The sequence below is a fragment of the Desulfobacter sp. genome (genome assembly GCA_028768525.1).
Lineage (GTDB): Bacteria > Desulfobacterota > Desulfobacteria > Desulfobacterales > Desulfobacteraceae > Desulfobacter.
Genome location: CP054837.1, coordinates 5,185,544 through 5,205,886, shown reverse-complemented (window position 1 = coordinate 5,205,886; position 20,343 = coordinate 5,185,544). Strand labels below are relative to the sequence as shown.

At 40.1% G+C, this 20,343-nt stretch carries 17 protein-coding genes; 7 read left to right on the top strand and 10 right to left on the bottom strand.

Features of this window, described 5'->3' with window-relative positions; translation table 11 throughout:
- Positions 1-480: 480 nt before the first annotated feature.
- Positions 481-1,983 (bottom strand): hypothetical protein, encoded by a 1,503-nt coding sequence (locus HUN04_22880; protein ID WDP92411.1) that lies wholly within the window; start codon positions 1,981-1,983, stop codon positions 481-483.
- A gap of 94 nt (positions 1,984-2,077) precedes the next feature.
- Here HUN04_22880 and HUN04_22875 point away from each other — a divergent pair, with 94 nt between their 5' ends.
- A complete protein-coding gene (locus tag HUN04_22875) occupies positions 2,078-2,503 on the top strand; it encodes a hypothetical protein (protein WDP92410.1) in 426 nt (141 codons plus the stop codon).
- 15 nt (positions 2,504-2,518) lie between these two features.
- On the opposite strand, the gene HUN04_22870 is transcribed toward HUN04_22875, so the two are convergent.
- Positions 2,519-4,645, bottom strand: a complete 2,127-nt coding sequence (locus HUN04_22870; protein WDP92409.1) for an ATP-dependent helicase — start codon at positions 4,643-4,645, stop codon at positions 2,519-2,521.
- 30 nt (positions 4,646-4,675) lie between these two features.
- Positions 4,676-5,623: a PD-(D/E)XK nuclease family protein gene (locus tag HUN04_22865; GenBank protein ID WDP92408.1), complete on the bottom strand. Its 948-nt coding sequence runs from the start codon at positions 5,621-5,623 to the stop codon at positions 4,676-4,678.
- A gap of 143 nt (positions 5,624-5,766) precedes the next feature.
- On the opposite strand from HUN04_22865, the gene HUN04_22860 reads away from it, so the two are divergent.
- The 5 genes from HUN04_22860 (at position 5,767) to HUN04_22840 (ending at position 8,843) form a co-directional block, all read left to right on the top strand.
- Positions 5,767-6,576 (top strand): DUF3820 family protein, encoded by an 810-nt coding sequence (locus tag HUN04_22860; protein WDP92407.1) that lies wholly within the window; start codon positions 5,767-5,769, stop codon positions 6,574-6,576.
- 12 nt (positions 6,577-6,588) lie between these two features.
- On the top strand, positions 6,589-7,227 hold the full coding sequence (locus tag HUN04_22855; protein ID WDP92406.1) for a thermonuclease family protein: 639 nt from the start codon (positions 6,589-6,591) through the stop codon (positions 7,225-7,227).
- A 61-nt stretch (positions 7,228-7,288) separates the two neighbouring features.
- Positions 7,289-7,573, top strand: coding sequence for an integration host factor subunit beta (locus HUN04_22850; protein ID WDP92405.1), 285 nt, complete (start codon positions 7,289-7,291; stop codon positions 7,571-7,573).
- Between the two features lie 150 nt (positions 7,574-7,723).
- Positions 7,724-8,212 (top strand): hypothetical protein, encoded by a 489-nt coding sequence (locus tag HUN04_22845; GenBank protein ID WDP92404.1) that lies wholly within the window; start codon positions 7,724-7,726, stop codon positions 8,210-8,212.
- A 199-nt stretch (positions 8,213-8,411) separates the two neighbouring features.
- Positions 8,412-8,843: a hypothetical protein gene (locus HUN04_22840; GenBank protein ID WDP92403.1), complete on the top strand. Its 432-nt coding sequence runs from the start codon at positions 8,412-8,414 to the stop codon at positions 8,841-8,843.
- A gap of 21 nt (positions 8,844-8,864) precedes the next feature.
- On the opposite strand, the gene HUN04_22835 is transcribed toward HUN04_22840, so the two are convergent.
- The 7 genes from HUN04_22835 to HUN04_22805 form a co-directional block, all read right to left on the bottom strand.
- The gene (locus tag HUN04_22835; GenBank protein ID WDP92402.1) at positions 8,865-9,581 is read right to left on the bottom strand and encodes an arylamine N-acetyltransferase; all 717 of its coding nucleotides are present in this window, start codon (positions 9,579-9,581) and stop codon (positions 8,865-8,867) included.
- Positions 9,578-10,969: a hypothetical protein gene (locus tag HUN04_22830; GenBank protein WDP92401.1), complete on the bottom strand. Its 1,392-nt coding sequence runs from the start codon at positions 10,967-10,969 to the stop codon at positions 9,578-9,580. The genes HUN04_22835 and HUN04_22830 overlap by 4 nt, the downstream gene beginning before the upstream one ends.
- A 32-nt stretch (positions 10,970-11,001) precedes the next feature.
- Complete coding sequence (ribA, locus tag HUN04_22825; protein WDP92400.1) at positions 11,002-12,060, bottom strand: GTP cyclohydrolase II RibA; 1,059 nt, start codon at positions 12,058-12,060, stop codon at positions 11,002-11,004.
- Positions 12,061-12,062: 2 nt separating this feature from the next.
- Positions 12,063-15,404 (bottom strand): glycosyltransferase, encoded by a 3,342-nt coding sequence (locus HUN04_22820; protein WDP92399.1) that lies wholly within the window; start codon positions 15,402-15,404, stop codon positions 12,063-12,065.
- A gap of 220 nt (positions 15,405-15,624) precedes the next feature.
- Positions 15,625-16,707, bottom strand: a complete 1,083-nt coding sequence (locus tag HUN04_22815) for a hypothetical protein (protein WDP92398.1) — start codon at positions 16,705-16,707, stop codon at positions 15,625-15,627.
- A gap of 447 nt (positions 16,708-17,154) precedes the next feature.
- Complete coding sequence (locus tag HUN04_22810) at positions 17,155-19,365, bottom strand: hypothetical protein (protein WDP92397.1); 2,211 nt, start codon at positions 19,363-19,365, stop codon at positions 17,155-17,157.
- Between the two features lie 253 nt (positions 19,366-19,618).
- Positions 19,619-19,876 (bottom strand): MerR family transcriptional regulator, encoded by a 258-nt coding sequence (locus HUN04_22805; GenBank protein ID WDP92396.1) that lies wholly within the window; start codon positions 19,874-19,876, stop codon positions 19,619-19,621.
- Between the two features lie 184 nt (positions 19,877-20,060).
- Here HUN04_22805 and HUN04_22800 point away from each other — a divergent pair, with 184 nt between their 5' ends.
- On the top strand, positions 20,061-20,330 hold the full coding sequence (locus HUN04_22800; GenBank protein WDP92395.1) for a transposase: 270 nt from the start codon (positions 20,061-20,063) through the stop codon (positions 20,328-20,330).
- Positions 20,331-20,343: the final 13 nt, after the last annotated feature.

Below are 20,343 nucleotides of genomic sequence, written 5' to 3'. Positions count from 1 at the left end.
ACCGGATTATAATGGGGGCCAGCCCCCAAACCCCCGGAGTTTAGCGCATTATAGACCAAAGTATGAGAGCAAAAAGCGAAAGGCCGTACGTGGAAAATACGGCCCCTCATACTTCAGTCACCTTCTCGGCGCTCAGGTTGCTCTCCAGCATAGCCTTATCCTCCGGAAGGATGGTCTTAAAAAACATAATCAGAATTGTTTTGCAAGTATTTTTTAATGAAATTAAATGGTTACGCAGGTTGGGGAACGGGAGTTTTAATTGTCGTTGAAGGAAAAAAATATTTGTCGTTGATCAAAGAGGAAAATAACGGAAAGAATTTGTGAATAAAATTACAGATAAACCGCAACAGTTTATTTGCGGTTTGTTTCTTCTAACAGGCTGTTTGGAAAGGAAAAAATCCAAGCGGGAAGTAGTTGGGATTTCAGGTTTCGTGGTTTGTTTAGCGTTTAACTACAATGAAATTATAATTTGGGTGGGAATCAAGACCCTTTTTTACGCCCTTTTTGAGAATTGTAGATACCTTTTAGCCAGTTTCTCCATCCACTGTCACTGGTCGGAATATGGTCTTCTTTTCCCCTATAGCTTTTTTTGAACTCATGATTTTTGAGTATCGCAGGCAAAGTAATTTCGGGAGATTGGTCTACAAGTTTTTGTGCCGCAGCTCTACAAAGCTCTATTGCCATCTCTTTTGGCGTCTTTTCTGAGGGTGCATTAATGTTGAATTGAGGTGCTTTTAGAGTCGCTGCCGTTAGAATTTCAGGATGGTGCTGTTCATAATTCTTAACATTTGAAGGATCGAACCGTAATCTTTGCATAGAGACTTTTTGTTGTTCCAGATCTCCGGTTGTCAGTTCAGCTACCAAGGCTGGATGAAATGAATCTTTATTTATGTGTACTGAATAAACGCTGTCATAGGCAACAAGTCCATTGTGTTTGATTAGATCGATTATACTGAAGGCATCCATCTCCCATTTTTCCATCAATTGCCCACCATGCATTGAGTTAATGGGAACAGGGGAGTCCATTTCAGAGAAATCAACACCGATAATTTTTTCTAAACCAAAGGCTTCAATTTCCTGGAGTTCTTTGTTTTCGAATTTCTGTTCCTCAATTGTCCTGGTCTGATAATAGAATTTCCTGGCGTATTTATTTATCAATTGATTCCTGTATGTAAGTTCACAATCGATACTGTTCCTTACCGCTGGTATCGCACTCAGAAAATCATCCAGGTTATTTTGAAATGACTTGCGTTTCCATGATAGATGGTTGCATTGAAATCCATTGAACTCATCTAATGAAAGGTCATTGGTTTTAACTGGGCTACTGTTGTACTCTGAAATATGGTCAACGTCCTCTTGAGTGTTGGGCCTAATTAGATCTCTGTTCAAAATGAGATTAATATACTCATACTCGTTATCCAGATAGAGTTTATCCAAATTCATATAAATTGACGTTGATGGAACCGCCCTAGGAAACGACTTGAATCCGTTTTCGTTCTCAATCTCCAGGATCAACGGAATTTCGTTTTCAGAAACGACAAAAGGATTTTTGGCTCGTAGTGTTTCAGAATACTCATTCAATTCCAACTCTGAAGGGATAGAATATTCAATACCTTTATCTTTGAGTCTGGGTAAAGCATCAATCAAATTAGAAGCAACCAGGTGATGTGCTGAAAAGTAAATACAGTGCTTGAGTTCCGGTTTTAAAATGTATGCTTTTTCCTGGTATTTATCCAAACATTTTTTTCGAAGAACTATAAGGCTCTGCATAGCCATATAACCTGGCAACTTTTTCAATGTTGTTTTCCTGCATTCTGGGCAAGTGAGCCCAACAATTCCGGCCTCATACTCTTCTGCTATCAGATAAATGTATCCCCAAAGCAAAACGACATCAGAAAATTGATCAAGGTCATATTCCTTCTGGCATTCTTTATTTTCACAGTTGAAAGGGAAAAGTGAATTGTGAGTTTTCATATCAACCATTTGAAATTCTCCCACGCAGACTGAAATTCGTTTCATCGTTGAAACACCTAAATTGATTTAAAACCAATATCAAAAACGAGAGGAGCATAGCAAGGTGAATATCGTAATACTGAGTCACCAATTGGAACCCTTGTTTGAATTAATCGTTGACGGAATAAAAACCCTTGTGTATGGCATGGATAGATCTTTTTCAGTAATTCTCTTTGCGTGTGGGATTCTAATTTCATTATCTTCTATCTCTCCACGCACGGATTCTAACTCAAGAGGCCAACCTATGGGACGTATCAAAAACTGGTTGATGGATATGGAAGATGATGCTCACCAGATGGGTTTAGAAAAATTCATCCGTAAACATGGCAGAGAACATGCACATGTTTGGCGTCAGGTTAATACCCCTTCCGAGAAGCACTCTTCTTTCGTTTTCTATAATACAGCAAATGATCTGAGTACTGCTGATTCATCCAATGAAGACTCTAAATCCATGGATGAAAATACGAGCACCGATGATATACCATTCTAACAGTCTATAAGGATTCTAAATAACTGTCCATAAGGACTTATCCATTTCATTTATGAAGATAGAAGGGTATTGCTGATTATAGGAAACCGCTAAAAGTCTCATTGCTCTAGTCATCCCAACGGATAGCAAGTTTCTTTCTTGTGAGATTACCGCATCTTTCTCATCAGGATCTGTGACGCCTTTTAAATGAGGGATTTGATCTCTGTCAATTTTTGCTATGATAACAATAGGGAACTCCAAACCTTTTGCAGAATGTAACGTCATCACTTTTACTTTTGTGTTGTCATGATTAAGATTTTTCCCTTTTGCGATTTCTGCTGGTATCCCGGATTGATTCAAATGATCATTTATCTGCTCAACAACCGTATTCGTTTTAGCCAACACGGCAACGGAATCATAATTTAACTCTAAAGTTTCCAGTGATAAATCAATAAAAGCCTTAATTTTTATAAGGTGCTCATTGTTGTTCGAACAACTTAAAAGAGTAGGCGTAGGACCTTCTTTTACCGGAATAAGCTCTCGTGTTTCGATATCTCCTTGCGAAGAACAATTTAATAATTGAGTGGAACAAGCTCCTATTTGTTTTGTACTTCGATAATTATATTTTAAGATGGTTGTCCTTCCGCGGATATCTAATTCTTCATCAATACGCTTCCATGAAAAACCTCTTTGATATATTGATTGACCAGCATCCGCGGTTAAGTATATCCCCTCTTTATTTTTACAAAGCTTTAAACATAATTTTATTGCAATTGGGGGCAAGTCTTGGGCTTCATCAATCACAACGGAATCAAATAAAATTTTTTCAGAACCATATCCTTCAAGATAAATATCTAAAGCCTCTTTCCGTAATAAGTTGTAGGTTTTCTTATTCTTTTGTCCAAGCACATCAACGTATCTATCGTGTAGATCCCATAAAAGTGTTCTGCTGCCCTTGTCTAAAGGAAGACCTCTACCAGTTCTATTCTCAGATAAGTATTCTTCTTTTGTTAATATATTTCGCCCTTCAAGGACCCAGTCAAATTCATCAATAATATAGTCAAATTTGAGTTTACTAACTATATTCATGATAGCATTCATATTCTGTTTCTGTTCTTGCATCAGAACGTGAATTGCTTCATTGAAAGCGTTATGCTTATCATCTGTTTGTGCCGGATTATAAACACCGCCGTTTTCGATAATTATTTGGCGGGCAATGGCATCCAAGCTACTGATGGTGACATTATCAGCCAGTTTATCCAACAATGGATACAGCAGTTGCTTAGAATGCTCAACTAAGGTTGTCGTGTATGTAACAAATAGAATTTTAGGAATATGTTCATCAAAGAGACTTGTTTGAGCATCAGGTGTTAATAAGTTTCTGATTCTGTAAAGGGCAACAAGGCTTTTTCCTGTTCCAGGCCCACCCTTTACTAGTGTAGGGCCTTTTAGGCTTTTTCTTGACACATTTTCTTGCTCTGGATCAAGTTTTAACAGAAATCCCTTTATCGTTCCTTTTAAGAGCTTATCAAGTTCTTCTGTTGATGGGAGATCATAAACAGGTTCTTGAATAATTTTATCAATGGGCTCTTGACCCCAATCAATTATTTTTTCTATGATCTCCTCTGGCAAATCTGCGTCAATTATGTCCACTGCCGTTTTGCAGAGAAGAATTTTACTCCAGTGTTCACTTGGTATCTCGAGCGCCTTTAAAAAATGTTCATCATAAAAGATTGCTTCGTCATCATTTTCATCCTCTACATGTTGGATCTCTTTTCTATTTTTTTCTTTGGCATCATCTTGTACATCCCAATGGGTTGTTGGTATTATTTGGAGCATTGAGGGAGAAGCATCTCCTCCAATAGTCATATCATCTGCGTTGAATATTAGATTTTTGTATGTATTGTCGTCTCGGATTCGAATATCCAATAACCGGACAAAGTTTCCCCCAATTCCATAAAAGATTCTATATCCATGTAGTTTATACCTATACAGGTTACTGTACTGTGGTTGTCCTTCCTTTATTTTTATCGACTTTCCTCTACCATTGTATGGGTCTGTTCGAAGTATTTTGTGAACAGTGGCTATTTTTTTTTGAACTTTTATTGGAAGCTTTGTAAAAATTTTTAACCAAGAAGCTGAGATTAACAAATCATAAGCCATGAATAGTATCCTCTATGCATGAAATTTATTTCATGCAAAACAAAGTTCACGAAAATTACAGTTCATACAAATCTTAATATTTTCTGTTTTTGAAAAGCTATCACGATCAATAGGAATATTGTCATCAATATTACTGCAGAACTGATACATCTCTTCAGAGTCCTTTTTAACTTTTTCAGGAAAATTGATTATATCTTTCTCTGCTAATTCGATCGGGTCTTCTTCAGGTGTGGCGTTAAGATATGCAATCTTTGGGAAGACTCTATCTTTCGGGATATTAAATGCTTCAGATGCCCAGTATGCATAACCAAGCATTTGATTTTTAAGTTTAAAAAAAGATTTTTTACCGGTTTTCCAATCGTAAATATAAACTGCGTCATTGGTTGGGAAAGAAAAGTCGACTTTGCAATAAGCTTTCATTCCTCCAATTCGAGTTTCTCCGAACCCTCCAGGCTCAATTACCCATTCATTCTTATGAGGGAGTGCTTCGGATAAAATAAATGAAAAACTATTACTTTTTATAAAGGTACTTATTTTTGAAAATACGTCTTCGAATAATTGATCGCTGAAATCTTCTTTGCTTATATCATAGTGATGTTCAAGGAAAGAGTGAGTTTTACAGTAAGCCTTTGTCTCATTGAGAATGTAATCCTTTAGACGTTCCGCATCTATATTAGATTCAACCTTTTGATATCTTTTCAAAATGGTTTTTATGATATCATGAACAATTGTTCCAGTTGATAGCGGAATGGATGTTAAATTTTTAAGTGCTTGAATTTTTTCTGGCGAATCCTTAGTGTCGAATCTCGAATAATATGTATAAAAGTATTTTCGTTTACATATGCGGAATGTCTCATATCGGCTTGAAGACCATCCAAGAATTTTAGAGAATGGATAAGATTTATTTTGATAAGAAATCATTTTTAAAGAACCTTGATTGATAAATACCATAAAACATAGCATTTCACGATTTACCATAGTGTATTGTCTACAATACTAAAATCTGTTAAGTCAAGTGAAACAGCTTTACAGATAAGCTCAATGGACAGTATTTTTTGTGCATATGAGGATTTTCTAATTAAATTGGTGAGTTCAACTTTATTCTTATCTGGAGAATTTTCTTGTTCATATTTCTTGATACCGAAACAACGGGAACCGAAGAAGCAGATAGGCTTTGCCAACTTGCATATAAGACAAGTGATGGGAAAATAGAAGTTGATGAATTATTCCATCCTGGACGTAAAATTGAAATTGAAGCAATGTGTGTTCACCATATCACAGACGAAATGGTTGCAGACAAACCATCTTTTAAGGACAGTCCTACTAAAAAAGAGTTAACGGCGCTGCTTTCTGATGATTCTAATTACGTTGTTGCACACAATGCAAAATTTGATATTGCCATGTTGAATAAAGAAGGCATCTTCACAGATAATGTGATTTGTAGTTTGAAGATAGCTCGATACTTGGATTCCGAAGGGAAATTTGAAAAATATAATCTTCAATATTTAAGATATCGTATGAAGCTGAATATTCAGGCGATAGCCCATGATGCTTTTGGGGATATACTGGTTTTAGAGCAGGTTTTTTATCGAATTTATTTTGGTTTTTATTTTGAATATTTTCCAGATGAAAAACTAAAACAATCAATAGAAAATAGTATCGAAATGGCTAAAGGGGAATTACCAAAACAGATATTATATAAATTCTTTTTCAAAGAGGCTTCAGAGAAAGCTCCTGAAACAATAGATCTTATTAATAAGAAAATGGTCGAAATTTCCAAAAAGCCATCTTTACTTCGAAAAATGTTTTTTGGGAAACATAAGGGAGAGCTTCTTGAAAAGATACCTAAGGATTATTTGAGTTGGCTGGCGAGCAAGGGGGATCTTGACGAAGACTTGGAATATACAGTCAATTATTATCTCAATTCATAGTAGATTGATTTTATGAAGAAATTAGCCTCAATAGTCTTTGCCGTTACAGTATTTTTAAATGTGTCGATAGCCTTTGCAGGCCAATATTCTGTATTGAGAGTTATTGATGGGGATACGATTCAAATTCTTCTAAATGGCAAAAAAGAAAAAATACGTATGCTAAATGTTGATACTCCGGAATCAGTTCATCCCGATCAAAGCAGGAATACAGAAATGGGAAGGAAGGCCTCAAAGTACACCAAGTCCCGTTTGGAAAAGAGGTATGTAGATCTTGAATTTGAAGGAAAAAAGCGAGGGAAATATGGCCGACTCTTGGCCTATGTGATTTTGGATGGACATAATTATAATCTGGAACTCGTTCAAAAAGGCTGGAGCCCTTACTATACAAAGTATGGTGAATCCCAAAAATATCACTCTGAATTTTTAGCCGCTGAAAAACAGGCTCAGAAAAAAAGATTAAATATTTGGTCAAAGAAAAAGAATAATAAGCCTGTAACTGCAAGGCACAACTATCATGGCAACGTTAAAAGTCATTCTTTTCATGGACCAAGCTGTCGCCATTATAATTGTCGTAATTGCACAAGAACTTTTACCTCCCGAGAAGATGCCATAAATGCAGGATACAAACCTTGTGGAATTTGTAGGCCTTGATAAATCCATCGGAACCAGTTAAACAAGTACCCCGTTAAAATTAATAACGGGAGCAACACACATGAATAAACTGGAACTGATACAGGCTGTTAAAGATAGAATAGGGCTGAATAAGCAGGAAGCCACTGATGTGGTGAAACTGTTCACCGATAGTCTCACTGAGGCTATGATCAAGGGGGAACGGATAGAGATCCGAGGTTTTTGTTCCTTCTTCATCAAGGAATACGCTGGTTACACCGGTAGGAACCCCAAAACAGGGAAAAAGGTCCAAGTGTCTGCCAAGCGATTACCCTTCTTCAAGCCCGGCAAAGAACTGCGGGAAAGGGTTGATTACCCGGCCAGGTAAGATATAAAGGGAAAAGCGAAAACAACCTGGTCTCAAGGGTGATATTATGATGTAATACATCTCTACACAATTTGAATTTTGGTTGTCACCTGGAGAACAACGTTCCTTGATTTTTTTAGCGACTACAGAAAATAATCGAAAGGTTCGTAAATGACTCAACTAAATTTGATTCAAATTCAGGAAAGGCAAAAGGCTATTCATTTTGCTTTAGAAAACAATCAAGTTTGTCCTTTTTGTGGTTCAGGCCTTATATCAGTTGGAATGGATAAAGACGGAGATATTTTTAATCATAATTGTGAATGTTTATTAGAGTTAGATTTGGCAGAATTTAGCCTTACTGAGAGCAACTTTATTCTTGACCAAATGTATCCAAGTGATGATAATTCCAATCAAAAAAGCCATAGTATTCCGATAGGCAACCAGACATATGTGAATTTTTGTCATCATTGCAAACAATTCGGAGTAAATAGCAACGACCCACAGTGCACAGAAGATCCTCCCTATAGATATCGATGTAGATTCTGCCACCATTCTTTAAGAACTCATAGTTCATTCGGAGAGGGAATGAAATTTGATTTTGCCCTGAAAAATATCACGTGGGGATATCGCGGTAAATATCCAGTATTATTCAAACGATGAATGCACAAAATTGGAGCTTCTGCACCTTTCTCCAGGGTAGAGAATTGAGAGGCTTGATTACCCATCCAGTTAAATTGTAAAATCCAGATCAATAACAATCTGACACCAGGGGGAGTTTGTCATTAACGACATCAGTGCCACGTCATTTGCATTCCAAGATGACGGAATCTATCCAGATAATGATCTCCCCCTGGTATTGTTGAAACAGGCCTTCATATCGACTGGGTCTATCTCCCCCTCCACCATTGAAAAAGTCTTCCATGAAAACAACTGGGTTAACTCCTGGCGTAACGGCCTGTATCCTTATCACCATTATCACAGCACTGCTCATGAAGCGCTGGGGGTTTATGGTGGGTGGGTAAAAGCCCAACTCGGTGGGCCGGGCGGGGAGATTGTCACTGTTGAAGCCGGGGATGTTGTTAGCATTCCTTCAGGCGTCGCCCATAAAAATATTGACCAATCACCAGATTTCAAAGTCGTGGGTGCTTATCCTATCGGTCAAATCCCAGACATGAAATATGGCAAACCTGGAGAACGCCCCGAAGCAGACCAGAACATCCAAAATGTTGACCTGCCTGAGTATGATCCTGTTTATGGAAAAACCGGGCCGTTGATGAAAGCCTGGAGTTAATATGACCGCAGTAAAAATCCTCTATGAACAACTGAGTTCAGAAACACTGCATGATGTCGTTGGAGAATTTGTTATTTGAGCCACAAGCGGTTTAATATCATAGCCAAAATATTCTGCTACCACCTCTTCTAAATTACTTATATCGATGTTGGGTACTTCCTCGTAGACACTGCTGCTGTATACCTCTAAATGAGTATCGCGGATAAATAAAAAACGATTGTCAACCACCATTGAAAAACGTAACTGGTTGCTAAATGGATAGGTGATTTTGGCGGAAAAACGGTTCTCAATGCTATGGCGAATTTCAGCTTCTGGCTTTGCTGCAATGTCTATTTCCATTTGTAGTTTCTCGATACCACGTTTGCGGTGGTAGATTGTAATTATACCATTTTTTATCTTTGTTCTAAAACGCATGCCGTAGCACTCATACTCAATGGGGGCTTCTGCGGGAAAAAGTTGAATAGATGGCCATCCATTGCCGATGTCAGCAAAGTAGCGCTGACCACTTATTTCAAGCCTAACCAGGCGGTGAATTTCTTGTCCGCCAATACGGGCTGAATGCAGGTGTGCATGCAGGCCGGCATCCTTGGCCGCTTCCAGGTAGCTCAGGGTTTTGTCTGAGCAGGTCCCGCCATATGCTGTTGTTTTAGGTTCCATGTTGTTGAGAAGATACAGGTTATGAAAAGGCTCTCTCTCGAATTTGTCGAGTAGTATATGTTGGGCCAATTGTACTGTCATCTGTGTGTCTCTCCGCGTTTAGCAATGGCGGTATCAAATGTTGGGTAGCTGTAAAAATAAGGATTGTCGGCGTCGTATGTAAATATTTGTTGCCAAATTTTCTTAAGTTCGACTATTTCCGTATTCCCGTTGCGGGTTAAATAATTCACTACCAATTTGCGTATGCCACTGCCCACATCAAATGAGGTCTTTTTGCGATTTGAAATTTCGGCAGGCAACAAGTGACCGAAAGTCTCCCTCAGCGCCACTTTGTTGTGCCCAGGAAGATAGAATTGTTTATGTTCTAAACCATCTGCAATAGACTTTACAACACGGTCTAAGTATGGGGAACGTGCTTCAATGCTATGTGCCATGCAGCACTTATCAAGTCGGCGAAGTTCGGTAAAGCGCATGTCAGCTATCAGCTTGGTACGGGTGGTTTGCCATTCTTTTTCTGGAAGTTGATCGTGGTAACCGGCAAAAAGTTCATCCGCTCCCTCGCCGGTTAGTACAACCTTGAGCCCCTTATTTCGTGCGGCTTTAGCTAACAAATAGGTTGCCAAGCCGTTACTAATAATTGATGGATTGTAGCTTTCGGTAGTGTAAACAATTTTGCGGATCAACTCACCTAACTGTTGTTCCGTAGGTAATGGTGTGTAGTGAACCAGTTTTAATCCTAAATAGGTAACGAGTATGTTAACCTTCGCTAAATCAGTACTACCTGGGTTTCCTAAAACTAAATAAGTGATGTCTTGGCGATGCTGTTGAGCTAAGGCTGCAATGATCGAGCTATCCAAGCCGCCACTCAAAAACACACCAAACTGTTGTTTTGGTATACGCTTAACCACTGCTTGTTCCATTGCCGTCGTCAGACTGAGGGAGGTACTGGCTGGCGGTTGGTGATTTGCGATTTGTGTTAGCTTGCCGGTGGTTAACTCTAATTGGCTTAAACCCAATGGTACTTGTTCGAACCACTCAATGTTTTGCAACGCTTTAAGTTCGCTTACAACGAACAGGTTGTTATTGGCTTGCCCATAAAATAACGGTTTTTTACCAATATGGTCGCGCAATAGGTAAAGAGTGTCAGTACCCAGTTGGTAGATTACACCTGAATAAAAGCCGTCCAACTCGTTCAGTACATGGCGTCCTAATTGAGCAAACATTGGTATGATAACGTGCGTATCGCAATGACTATCTATTTTCAGGTGGTGTTGTTTAACAAGTGCATCAGCATTGTAAATTTCACCATTAAATGCTCCGACCATATCGCCTTCCTTGTATGGTTGGCGGCCTGTGGCACTTTCATCATTGATAGCCAGGCGCACAAATCCTATGGCTAATTGATCGGTTCGCCAGCTATGTTGGCCATCCGGCCCACGATGAGAAATCCGAGGCAGGGCGTCTAACATGTTTTGCTCGGCAGAGTCGCCGTAGAATAGCACTATCCCGCACATAATTGAGGTTCTTTGCTGCCCCGTAACTGGTTGCGTAATAGCATTAACAACTCGCCCAGTCGGTTTAAGCCCGTGCCGTCTTCTGCGTCACCCCAGTAGCTGTCATTTCGGGTATGCTCGGCTATGTTACGTAGCTGAGTTGATAATAATAACTCTCTAAGCTCAGGGTGCTGGGTGAACTTGGCTGTAAGTGCTTGCCACATCACGTCTTCTTTTATATTGTGCCAGTCAGATTTAAGGTGCTTTTCCTCCATTTGCGTAGCTGTGGTCTTGGCTAACATCGGGCTCACCGCAGAACGCACACGATCCTGTAGTGCTGGGTCGCTAAATTTCTGTGCCTGATAAAAGTGTTCGACTGTACGCCAAATTTTACCGTAAAGATAAACGGCATGCTGTGAAAAATTAGAAAATTCTCCCCAAGTCTGATCGGAATGGTAAAAGTGGATTGGGATAGAATTATCATGTTCACGCCCCAAGGGCAGATAGTGACCAAGTTTGTCATTCTTACTCTGTAAGTAGTCGGCGTTTTCGGGGCGTACTTGTGGGTGAGTATTAACTACTTCCACAGCGATGTCAGCCTGTTCCAAAGCTCGTCGTTTTAACGGATTGTTGGACACTAAACGTACTTCCTTTATTGTCATTTTTTTTAGCACTTTAATCGCTGGTGTGTAATCACGAATGTCTTGTTCTAAGCCCATGGCTTCAAATGATTCTGCGGTATCTATTGCTTCTGTTTGCATCTTATGTACCGCTTGAATTTTTTTCGATAGACCTTGACCTCGGCCCTCCTGATATAAATGAAAAATAATGCCGCGTCCTTCGTGTGCCATGACTTTCATGGCTTCGCGCAATTGATCTGCGCAGTCGCAGTCTAATGCTCCAAATACTTCTGAGGCCAGACAAGAGGAATGCAATCTCACTATCGGCTTACTGCCTAATTCGTTAATATCCCCAACAGTAACCACTCGTAGTAATTCATTGCCAGAGTCATACATTCTAAATGTGCCGTGTGGTGTAGGGAGTTCACAGTATTTTTTTAAAGTCATTTTTATTCTATAGTCTCAACAGTTTTACGGTGTGCTTCTGCAAAGTGGATACTCTGCGGCACGATTTGATTTAAAAACTCGTAAATATGACGTTTGTTCATTTGTTTAACCCGAAGTTCTAAATTGGTGAGCGTGGATGTATTAAAGGACCGAGTTAGATATTCACATAATTCAGAGAGCTCTGGAAACTTTGATAGTGCCTGAGCTAAGCCGTTAATCCGATAAAAGCTATGCTTTAAACGCGAAAGGCGGGTATTGCGTGCCGCTTTGGTTGCTTCCCAAACGTCACTAATTTCGGAAGGGGTAAAGACCAGATTATGTTGCCTGTTTCTGCGTAAAAAACTTTGTAAGCCGGCGTAAAGTGCCGAGCCCATGATTTCATCCTGTACCTTATCTAAGGCTAAAATTTGTTCGTTTTTCACTCGTCCAATGTGTTGCACAGGGAATGGGGCTGTTTTAATATTTAACCCATGGTGATGTTTATTGATCATTGCCCAAACCATGTCTGAACGGCGCGCTTCTCGGCCATTAATTTTAGGAATTTGGTTTGGGGTTTGTGTTAACGCCTTGGGAGTTAGTATTAATGTGATGCCGCCCCGGTTTACTGTGTCTTTAGCCGCTGCCAATATATCTGATGGGTATTCGGGAATGATGCTACGAGTAAGCGGGTATCCCGTAACCAATAAAGGTGAATAAGTAAAAATGCGGGTGCGCGCTTCTGCTACTGTTTCGCCTTTATAAGCGGGTTCGAGCCAGAACGGCGTTTCGATATGGGCAGTATGTTTACGCGATAAGTCATAATAATAATCGGGGTACTTCGTTCGAAGTTTTGCATTTTCAGAACTGCGGTCTGGCAGCTCGACATTACTTGGTAATGTATCTAACCAGCGTAAGTTGTGCAGTAAGTCAACCAATTGGCCCCGTAAACCATTTAAGGGGGGATTGGGTGAGGATCCTTCATATTGACCAATCAAAACATCAACGCCTGATTGCTTAAATTTTGGTAGCCAGGCAAGATATTGCTTGGCACGTGCGTCTAACCGCATGTCGTCATCAAGAATCCAAGCAAAACTATTTGGCTGGGTTTCGCATTTTAAACCAACGTACTTTTGTAGCATGCTACGCGCATGTGCGATGCCCAGCTGGCCTTCCGGTCTGTTCATTAAGTCTGTACCAAACATACCGCTTTCGGCATCCTTTGCTTGTTGTGCCTCGCTGATTATTCGAACATTGCCTAATGGCCGTTTACTATGTGAAAGTACTGTTTTCAGAAAACTGGACGAGCAGCCATTGCACAGTATGTAGGTGCTTACCTTGGATAAAAACACACATCGCTCGAGTTCGGCAATGCTATTGAGTAATGGTAATATTTTATATGCATCACCAGTGATCACTCCAATATTTAGTATAAATGCTTCTGGTTGTTCAATTGGAGGCACCAAGGGCCATCTGATTGTTTGGGCCTGTTTCAGGTTACAGTCAAAACCAATCAATCGTTGGCGAAACGTTTGGTAACCTTTCATTTCTGGTAGATTTGTGGTGTGAAGAGATTGACGCATTAATTGCGTGAGGCGCGGATGGTCGGCATGATAAATTGTTAGATAAGCGCGCCTTGCCATGTGTTCGAAACCCAGTTCATTCCATGGCCTAATATCCGATCCATAATCAATCAATTTCACCTCATTATGGGTCTTGATTAGATTTTTCGGATGAATATTATTGCACACAATCCCCGCTTTGCTACAGCTGTGAAGCAAATCAATAACTTGTTCGCAGTCTCCCCCTATGAAGGGAACGCTCACTTCATAGGGGTAGGTAAGCACTAAGCTTTTGCCATCGGTAATGACTTCGTCTAATGCATATAAACCAGGCAGATTCTGCCATTTTGAACCATTCAGTTGTAAAAACTTTATTTGTTCTGTAGGTATGCGAGTTTTCCAATAATCAATACGTTTGAAAACGGTTCTGCCATTTGTCATAACAATGGCTTCGGATCCAACACCAAGAAGTTGTAACTTGTTGGTATTAAATAGCTTGTTAATACAATCCTCCGCTGACACAATGCGGCACTGCTTTATTTCTTGATATAGTGAGGGGTGTGGTGCTTGTAACAGTTCATCAAGACTGTCGTTATTCAGCTGGTGAGCACCTAATTCTGTCAGTATCGTTGATATGACATTTTTATTTTTGTGAGGAGATTGTTTCTTGGGCTCCCAGTCTTTTAATACCCATGTGCTATGACCGATATTCTTTTTAGCGACAAGTGCCGTAGCTATTTCAATACTCACTTGTTGAGCACATAAGTTGTAGCAGGTAATCCCCAGTTTGTTCACCAGTTTAAAAAAACTCGAAAACCCTTTTAAATTGGTACCCTTAGCTACTGTTAATACAAGGTTGAAGTCAACTATGCACTGGCTCGGCTGACAGATTCTCTCTATGGTTTTGCTTAATTGGCTGAGCGGAATAACGCCCAGTTCAATGCCAAGGGTTAATGCTATTTGAAAAGGTGCTGGTTTTGTTGCGTATTGCGTTAATGATTCTTCTGGTTGCCAGTTAAATAGGTGCTTCGCACGATCAAGGAACGCTTTACGTTGTGCAGCATGCATACGCCCATGATACTTTTGCCAAAATGCTGTCAAACCCTTTCTTTTTGCTGGGGAATTTGGAGTGCTAAGCCTTTGACGATCACTATCCGCATAATGGTTTAGCATAGGTTTATTTACGCTACAGTAGCGGAGACTATCTAATTCACCAAGTCGTATGCATAGATCTCGATCAGTGCAGCTTGACAGCTGCTCATCAAAACCGCCAGCCATCAGTAGGACGTCAAATGATAAGAATAGGTTAGAGCCTTGAATGCCTGGATTGCCGCGTAAAAACTGGTCTTCATTCAATGATTTAGGTGGTAAGTACTCTATTGGCGGTTGGCCACCACTTTCATAGCGGTAAAATCCCGTTGCCACCATATTACAACTTTTTAAGTTTGCTTCATCGAGGCAACTTTTGAGATAGTCTGGATGCCATTCATCGTCGTCGTCGAGGAACGCTATGAACAACAAATCGTTACGCTTTATTTGCTGTTTGCTTAAATGGTCAATTGCCATATTCCACGCACCACTGGCACCGTTGGTGTGTTTGTTTGATAAATATTGAATATTGCAATCAGTTAAAGGAAAGGATTCGACAAGCAGTCGATTGTGTTGTTGGGCTTGTTCTGGAGAGTCATCTACAACAATTAAATATTTCGGCGATCTTGACTGCTTAAAGACTGAGCGCAATGCTCGTTTTAATAGGATGGGTCTATTTTTAGTTGCAATAATTACTGCTATTTGGGCTGTGTTCAAACCATACTCCAGTATTAATGTAGAGCCAATTATAACTCTACATACAAGACCCCAATATATTTTAACTTCTTAATATTGGCCAATCTTCAATTAATTCAGCTCGAAAGCATTCCAAGTAATATCCTTCCTCAATGAGGAGGACGTTTTAAGATAGTGGCTTCCTTTTTGTCAAGGCAAGTATGAAAAAAGGATTTAAAATAAGAAAGCTGCATCATCCTCTTTATTTGTTTCTATTACGGGCCTTTTGTTTTTTATTCATAATCGTTTTGGTCCAGCGGTAACGAACAGGATCGATTGACAACAGATATTCTTTTAGTCCCTGTCTATTTGATTTGTCTGAAGACATGTAGATTTTACGTAAGTCTGCATCAACAGCATTTTCACTAAAACCACGCTCAACGGCTTTTTTGTACCAGGATTCCCCCAATGCATAATTGCCTGTTTCCATATTCACAGCGCCTAATAGAGTACAAGGCCTAAAATCTTTAGGTGTCAGAACGTGTGCTTTCTCCCCGAAGTCCAATGCTTCTGCCCATCTTTTCAAATCTCTTTTCACCCCACCAAAGGTCGTATAAAGGGCAGATTTAAGCTTGGGTTTTTTAATACGATCTAAATTGATTGTAGTGAGCAATTTTTCAGCGGAGATTGCTTCCCAACATTTTCGATAATGGCTACTTGCATTGACCGCAGACCATGGATCTTTATTCTTTTTGAAATTATTGGTATGAAACTCAGCCTCAAGCCAATGATAACGGGCTCTAAGTTCATCTGTGAAGTACTCTTCACCCTCTGTATTGAGCCAAATTACATCATCTTCTTTGAATCTAACCCCTCTCTGAGCACTACGGAGAATCTTCATTACCTTTGGAAAATCTTCTCTTTCAATAAAGTAGGTCAGATCATATTCTTCTCTTAATGAATACTGTTCATCCCTGGCTCGGTTCCTTTTCTTTAATCGAAGCTGAATAGCCTCATTTCTACGTTTCAACTCTTCATCTTTTAGTTTCTGCTCTGCCTGCTTACGGCGTTCAATCTCCTCATTAGATTTGCACCGCTCAGATTTTTCTGGATCAGCAGCAACTGCAAATTCCTCAAATGATATTTCCTTTTTCGCATAGCGGAGTAGAGCAAAAAGTCTTTGTTTCCGTAAATACTCTTGGCCAAAAAATGAGATGGGCTTATCTTCAGGTTCCAGGGATTGAAGCAATTTTGAAAGTCGGGTATTCGGTATCAAAGCGCTTTTGAGATCATCAACACGATATTTGATTGCCAGTTTTTTAGAATCTTCAGGGGACATTTTCATTCAGAACTCTACATAAGAAATTAAACAATATTGAAAACAGAAACTATACATCACGGGCTCATCGGTATCAAAAAAGGAATGTAGAAGCAATCATAATAATCAATTCTCTATTTTACCCTGCCAGTACCAATACCAAACTGTCCTCATTTTTTCATGGTTCTGGAGCATATATGGGCTGGCATGGAGGGCTCATCCAATCAGCACTGGTAAACACCTGATGGTTTGATACTGCTACTGTATTGATACCACTATACTCTAACGGATCTGGTGCTTGTTTCATTAGTGGGGTGAACACGTTAGAACAGGTGAACAGGTTAGAACACAGGAATTGGGGGAATCTCAAAATAAATCTCATATACATAAAAACTGAAAGTACGTGTTCTATAGTGTTCTACCTGTTCTACCTCATAAGTGCTAAACTCTGAAGAACTGCTTCAACAGTGCTTCTTAGAGTAAATCTAATCCATCTACAAGATCCAACCCTAACCAGCAACGAGTTCTTTTTTTACCCAGTTGCTTAGACTCGAAGCCCTTTTCTTTGAGTTTTCGTCCAAACGAAGTCTGTTTTAACTGGTATTCACCATTGTCTTCGCACCATTTGGCATAAGCCATATACAGGTGCTTGGAAGGAACATGCAGCTCCCGGCCTTCGGTGCAGCAATCAATAATAAAATCATTGAGCAGATCCATTTCATTACGGTATTCTTCTGTTGCTTCAGTGACCTCAGGGGGAGTGCCCAGGCCATATCGCTGCCATTCAAGACATCCCTCAATGGCCCAGTTTAGAATACCACTGTATTCGTCTTTAAGTTTATTGATTAAGTCTCTGTCCCGCTCTTTTTCAGGGATACAGACCTTAAATGGAACCAATTTTATTCTGCGCCAGATTGCATAATCATTTCCTTTGATGATTGGCTTATTATTGGTGCCCAGGAAAATTTTATGCTCGGGCTCAAATTCGAACCACTCCTGATGAAGAAAACGGGCGCTGATGATATCGTCACCTGTCATCTGCTTGATCAGGTTTTCAGCAAGTTTATGTTCTTTCTCTGATTCAGATGCCGTAACAAAACGGGAACCTTTCATTCTGGCAATGTCATTGGGGATGGCTCCCTTCTTTTTTACCAGTAGGGTTTCTGTGGCGGTGTGCTGGGAATAGTCCCCGAGAAGATTTCCAATGGTTCGCAAAAAGGTGGATTTACCATTAGCCCCACTGCCCCAGAAAAGAAAAAGGCACTGCTCCCCAACGTCCCCGGTGAGGGCATAACCAACAGCCCTTTGCAAGAATTTGATTAGGTCTTGGTTATGATCCATGATCCGGTCCAGGAATTCTTCCCATTGAGGGCAGGTTGCTGTATCATCGAAATAAACTGGAGCTACCTTGGTGATATAGTTTTCTTTTTTATGCTGTTGTAGTTCCCCAGTTCTCAGATCAAGGGTTCCGTTTTCACAATTCAGCAGGAAACGTTTTTTATCAAATTGATTTGGCCGGGCCGGAAGTTCAAATGTAGCCAAGGATACCATAGCATCAATTTTATTTTTTGCTTCTGATGAGGTTGCATGTCTGGCAATGTTCTGACGTTTATTATCATCTTCACAGTGTCTTGCCTCATCATAAATTTTTCTGACGGTTTTTTTTGCAAATTGTTTAACTCGATCCGTTTCATCTTCAGCCCACCGACTGTCATCCCATATAAGCCATTTTTTCCAGGCTTTGCAGTAGCATATTTCTTCACCAAAATTGTGAACAAGGCGCTCTGCATTTCCAAGGTCAGTGCAGTTAAATGTTGGGATGTCTATTTTAGGAGTAGATTTCGGCGCGGAGAAAGCAATAGCCTTTTCCAAAGTTATTTCACCATATGTTTTTCCAGTGGAAGAGTGGACTTCATCCCATTTCTCCCGGTAAAGCTCTGACTGCCTGAATAACCTATCCACTGTAACCAGATTACCATCAAAGTAATGGGAAAGTATCTGGCAAAGAGCGAGATCCGCTTCATTATGGGATTCATACTCATATTGCGTATACTGCCCATTCCATAATGATTTGAGCTTAGTCCCGTTTTTTTTATTGAAGAGTTTTTCAACAATCGTGCTGTCAGTACCAATGTTTCTTTCCTGGCGGGGGAAATGTTCATCCAACAACGAATCAAGCCCATGCTGACAATGTTTAATTTCCCATGGGCTATCACCAAACTTATTACCGGTAACTGTAAAAAAACGACCAGTGTCATAAATTTCGATTTTATCGTGCCGAAGCCCTCCAGCAGGAAGCTCTCCTTTAATAAATGTATGAAGCCCATTCCGAGAAGGACTGACCTCGGTATAACTATCCAGTTCACTGACATTTTTCAAAACTGTTGGAGCAAGTGTTTCATCGTTGAAACAGTCATCAAAATCAATCCCGATATACGGATCGTTTTTTGTAAAAACAAAACCAATGCCACTATAGCTGTCTTTCTGATAGGTACTGACGGCTTGTTCAAATGTCCCCCAGGTACTTGAATCATTAACTCTCGCTGGTTCTCCAGTTTTAGGGTCAACAGGTACTTTTTTTATTTTATTTCCTTGGGTGATTCCATTCCAGACTACCCATTGTGCTAAGAGGGTGAGTTCTTCTGGAATGTTGTTTAATTTAACCTCTTTATTATTAGCTACCATATTTTAAATCTCTCCTTTGCTTTATAAGATGGTCCCCCTCCATCTCTGTCTGAATCAATACTGGGAGGGGGACTTGGGGCAAAACTAACGGTCTTGCTGTGGTTTTAATTCTTTGATCAGTTTGAATATGTTGAGGGTGAGCAAACTGACTTCACAGCGGTCGAATTCTTCATGGTAAATTTTGCAATTATTTCTCAGGCAATCTTCCTCGAAGAATGGGCACTTTTTATTTGAGTCTTTTCTAAAATCCATATTATTTTTCCCCCTTTCCCGGATTGGCTATACTTTTCGCGGCAGCAGCCGGAAGGGTGTATCCTTCTTTCAGATATTCTTTGATGCCTATGATTTGACGAACGTGGCTTTCTTTAAAACGTCTGTAGGCACGCTCTCCACAAACAACACGTTCCACCCCCTGGATGTATCCGCGCTGTTCCCAGTTTCTTAATTGTTTGGGGGTGACGCCTGTAATTTTGGCTGTGTCCCCGATTGAAAAATCTTTTGGTCTTCGCATATAAATGCCTCCTGTATTTGAATTTGGAGAGCTTAAAAAATGTCTCCTTATACATAGGGAGGTTAGTTAAATACCTGGGTAGGGAATGGAAATCCGTATATATAAAGGACACTGCTGTGGGCATGCCCCCCAAAAACAGTACAATGTGATATGTTAGGATCTCCGAGCTAAAAAGGAGATCAAGATGAAAAAGAAACGCTATTCTGAAGAACAGATCGTCAAAATTCTGCTTGAAGCCGAGAAACAGGAAAGACCTATCGCTGAATTCTGCAAGCTGGGAGGATTCTCCGAGCAAAGCTATTACCGCTGGAAAAAGAAATACGGTGGCATGTCCGTTCCGGATGTAAAGCGGCTGCGAGAGTTGGAGAAGGAGAACGTACGATTAAAAAGGCTCCTGGCTGAACGGGACCTCGAAGTTGATGCTCTAAAGGCGGTGGTCTCAAAAAAGTGGTAAAGGTCCCGGATCG

Bases quoted from the DNA above. Each gene is read 5' to 3' on its own strand.
- HUN04_22855 (WDP92406.1), top strand. From the start codon at position 6,589: ATGAAGAAATTAGCCTCAATAGTCTTTGCCGTTACAGTATTTTTAAAT.
- ribA (WDP92400.1), bottom strand. From the start codon at position 12,060: ATGACTTTAAAAAAATACTGTGAACTCCCTACACCACACGGCACATTT.
- HUN04_22830 (WDP92401.1), bottom strand. From the start codon at position 10,969: ATGTTAGACGCCCTGCCTCGGATTTCTCATCGTGGGCCGGATGGCCAA.
- HUN04_22815 (WDP92398.1), bottom strand. From the start codon at position 16,707: ATGAAAATGTCCCCTGAAGATTCTAAAAAACTGGCAATCAAATATCGT.
- HUN04_22800 (WDP92395.1), top strand. From the start codon at position 20,061: ATGAAAAAGAAACGCTATTCTGAAGAACAGATCGTCAAAATTCTGCTT.
- HUN04_22850 (WDP92405.1), top strand. From the start codon at position 7,289: ATGAATAAACTGGAACTGATACAGGCTGTTAAAGATAGAATAGGGCTG.
- HUN04_22845 (WDP92404.1), top strand. From the start codon at position 7,724: ATGACTCAACTAAATTTGATTCAAATTCAGGAAAGGCAAAAGGCTATT.
- HUN04_22810 (WDP92397.1), bottom strand. From the start codon at position 19,365: ATGGTAGCTAATAATAAAGAGGTTAAATTAAACAACATTCCAGAAGAA.
- HUN04_22805 (WDP92396.1), bottom strand. From the start codon at position 19,876: ATGCGAAGACCAAAAGATTTTTCAATCGGGGACACAGCCAAAATTACA.
- HUN04_22870 (WDP92409.1), bottom strand. From the start codon at position 4,645: ATGGCTTATGATTTGTTAATCTCAGCTTCTTGGTTAAAAATTTTTACA.
- HUN04_22880 (WDP92411.1), bottom strand. From the start codon at position 1,983: ATGGTTGATATGAAAACTCACAATTCACTTTTCCCTTTCAACTGTGAA.
- HUN04_22835 (WDP92402.1), bottom strand. From the start codon at position 9,581: ATGACAGTACAATTGGCCCAACATATACTACTCGACAAATTCGAGAGA.
- HUN04_22865 (WDP92408.1), bottom strand. From the start codon at position 5,623: ATGGTAAATCGTGAAATGCTATGTTTTATGGTATTTATCAATCAAGGT.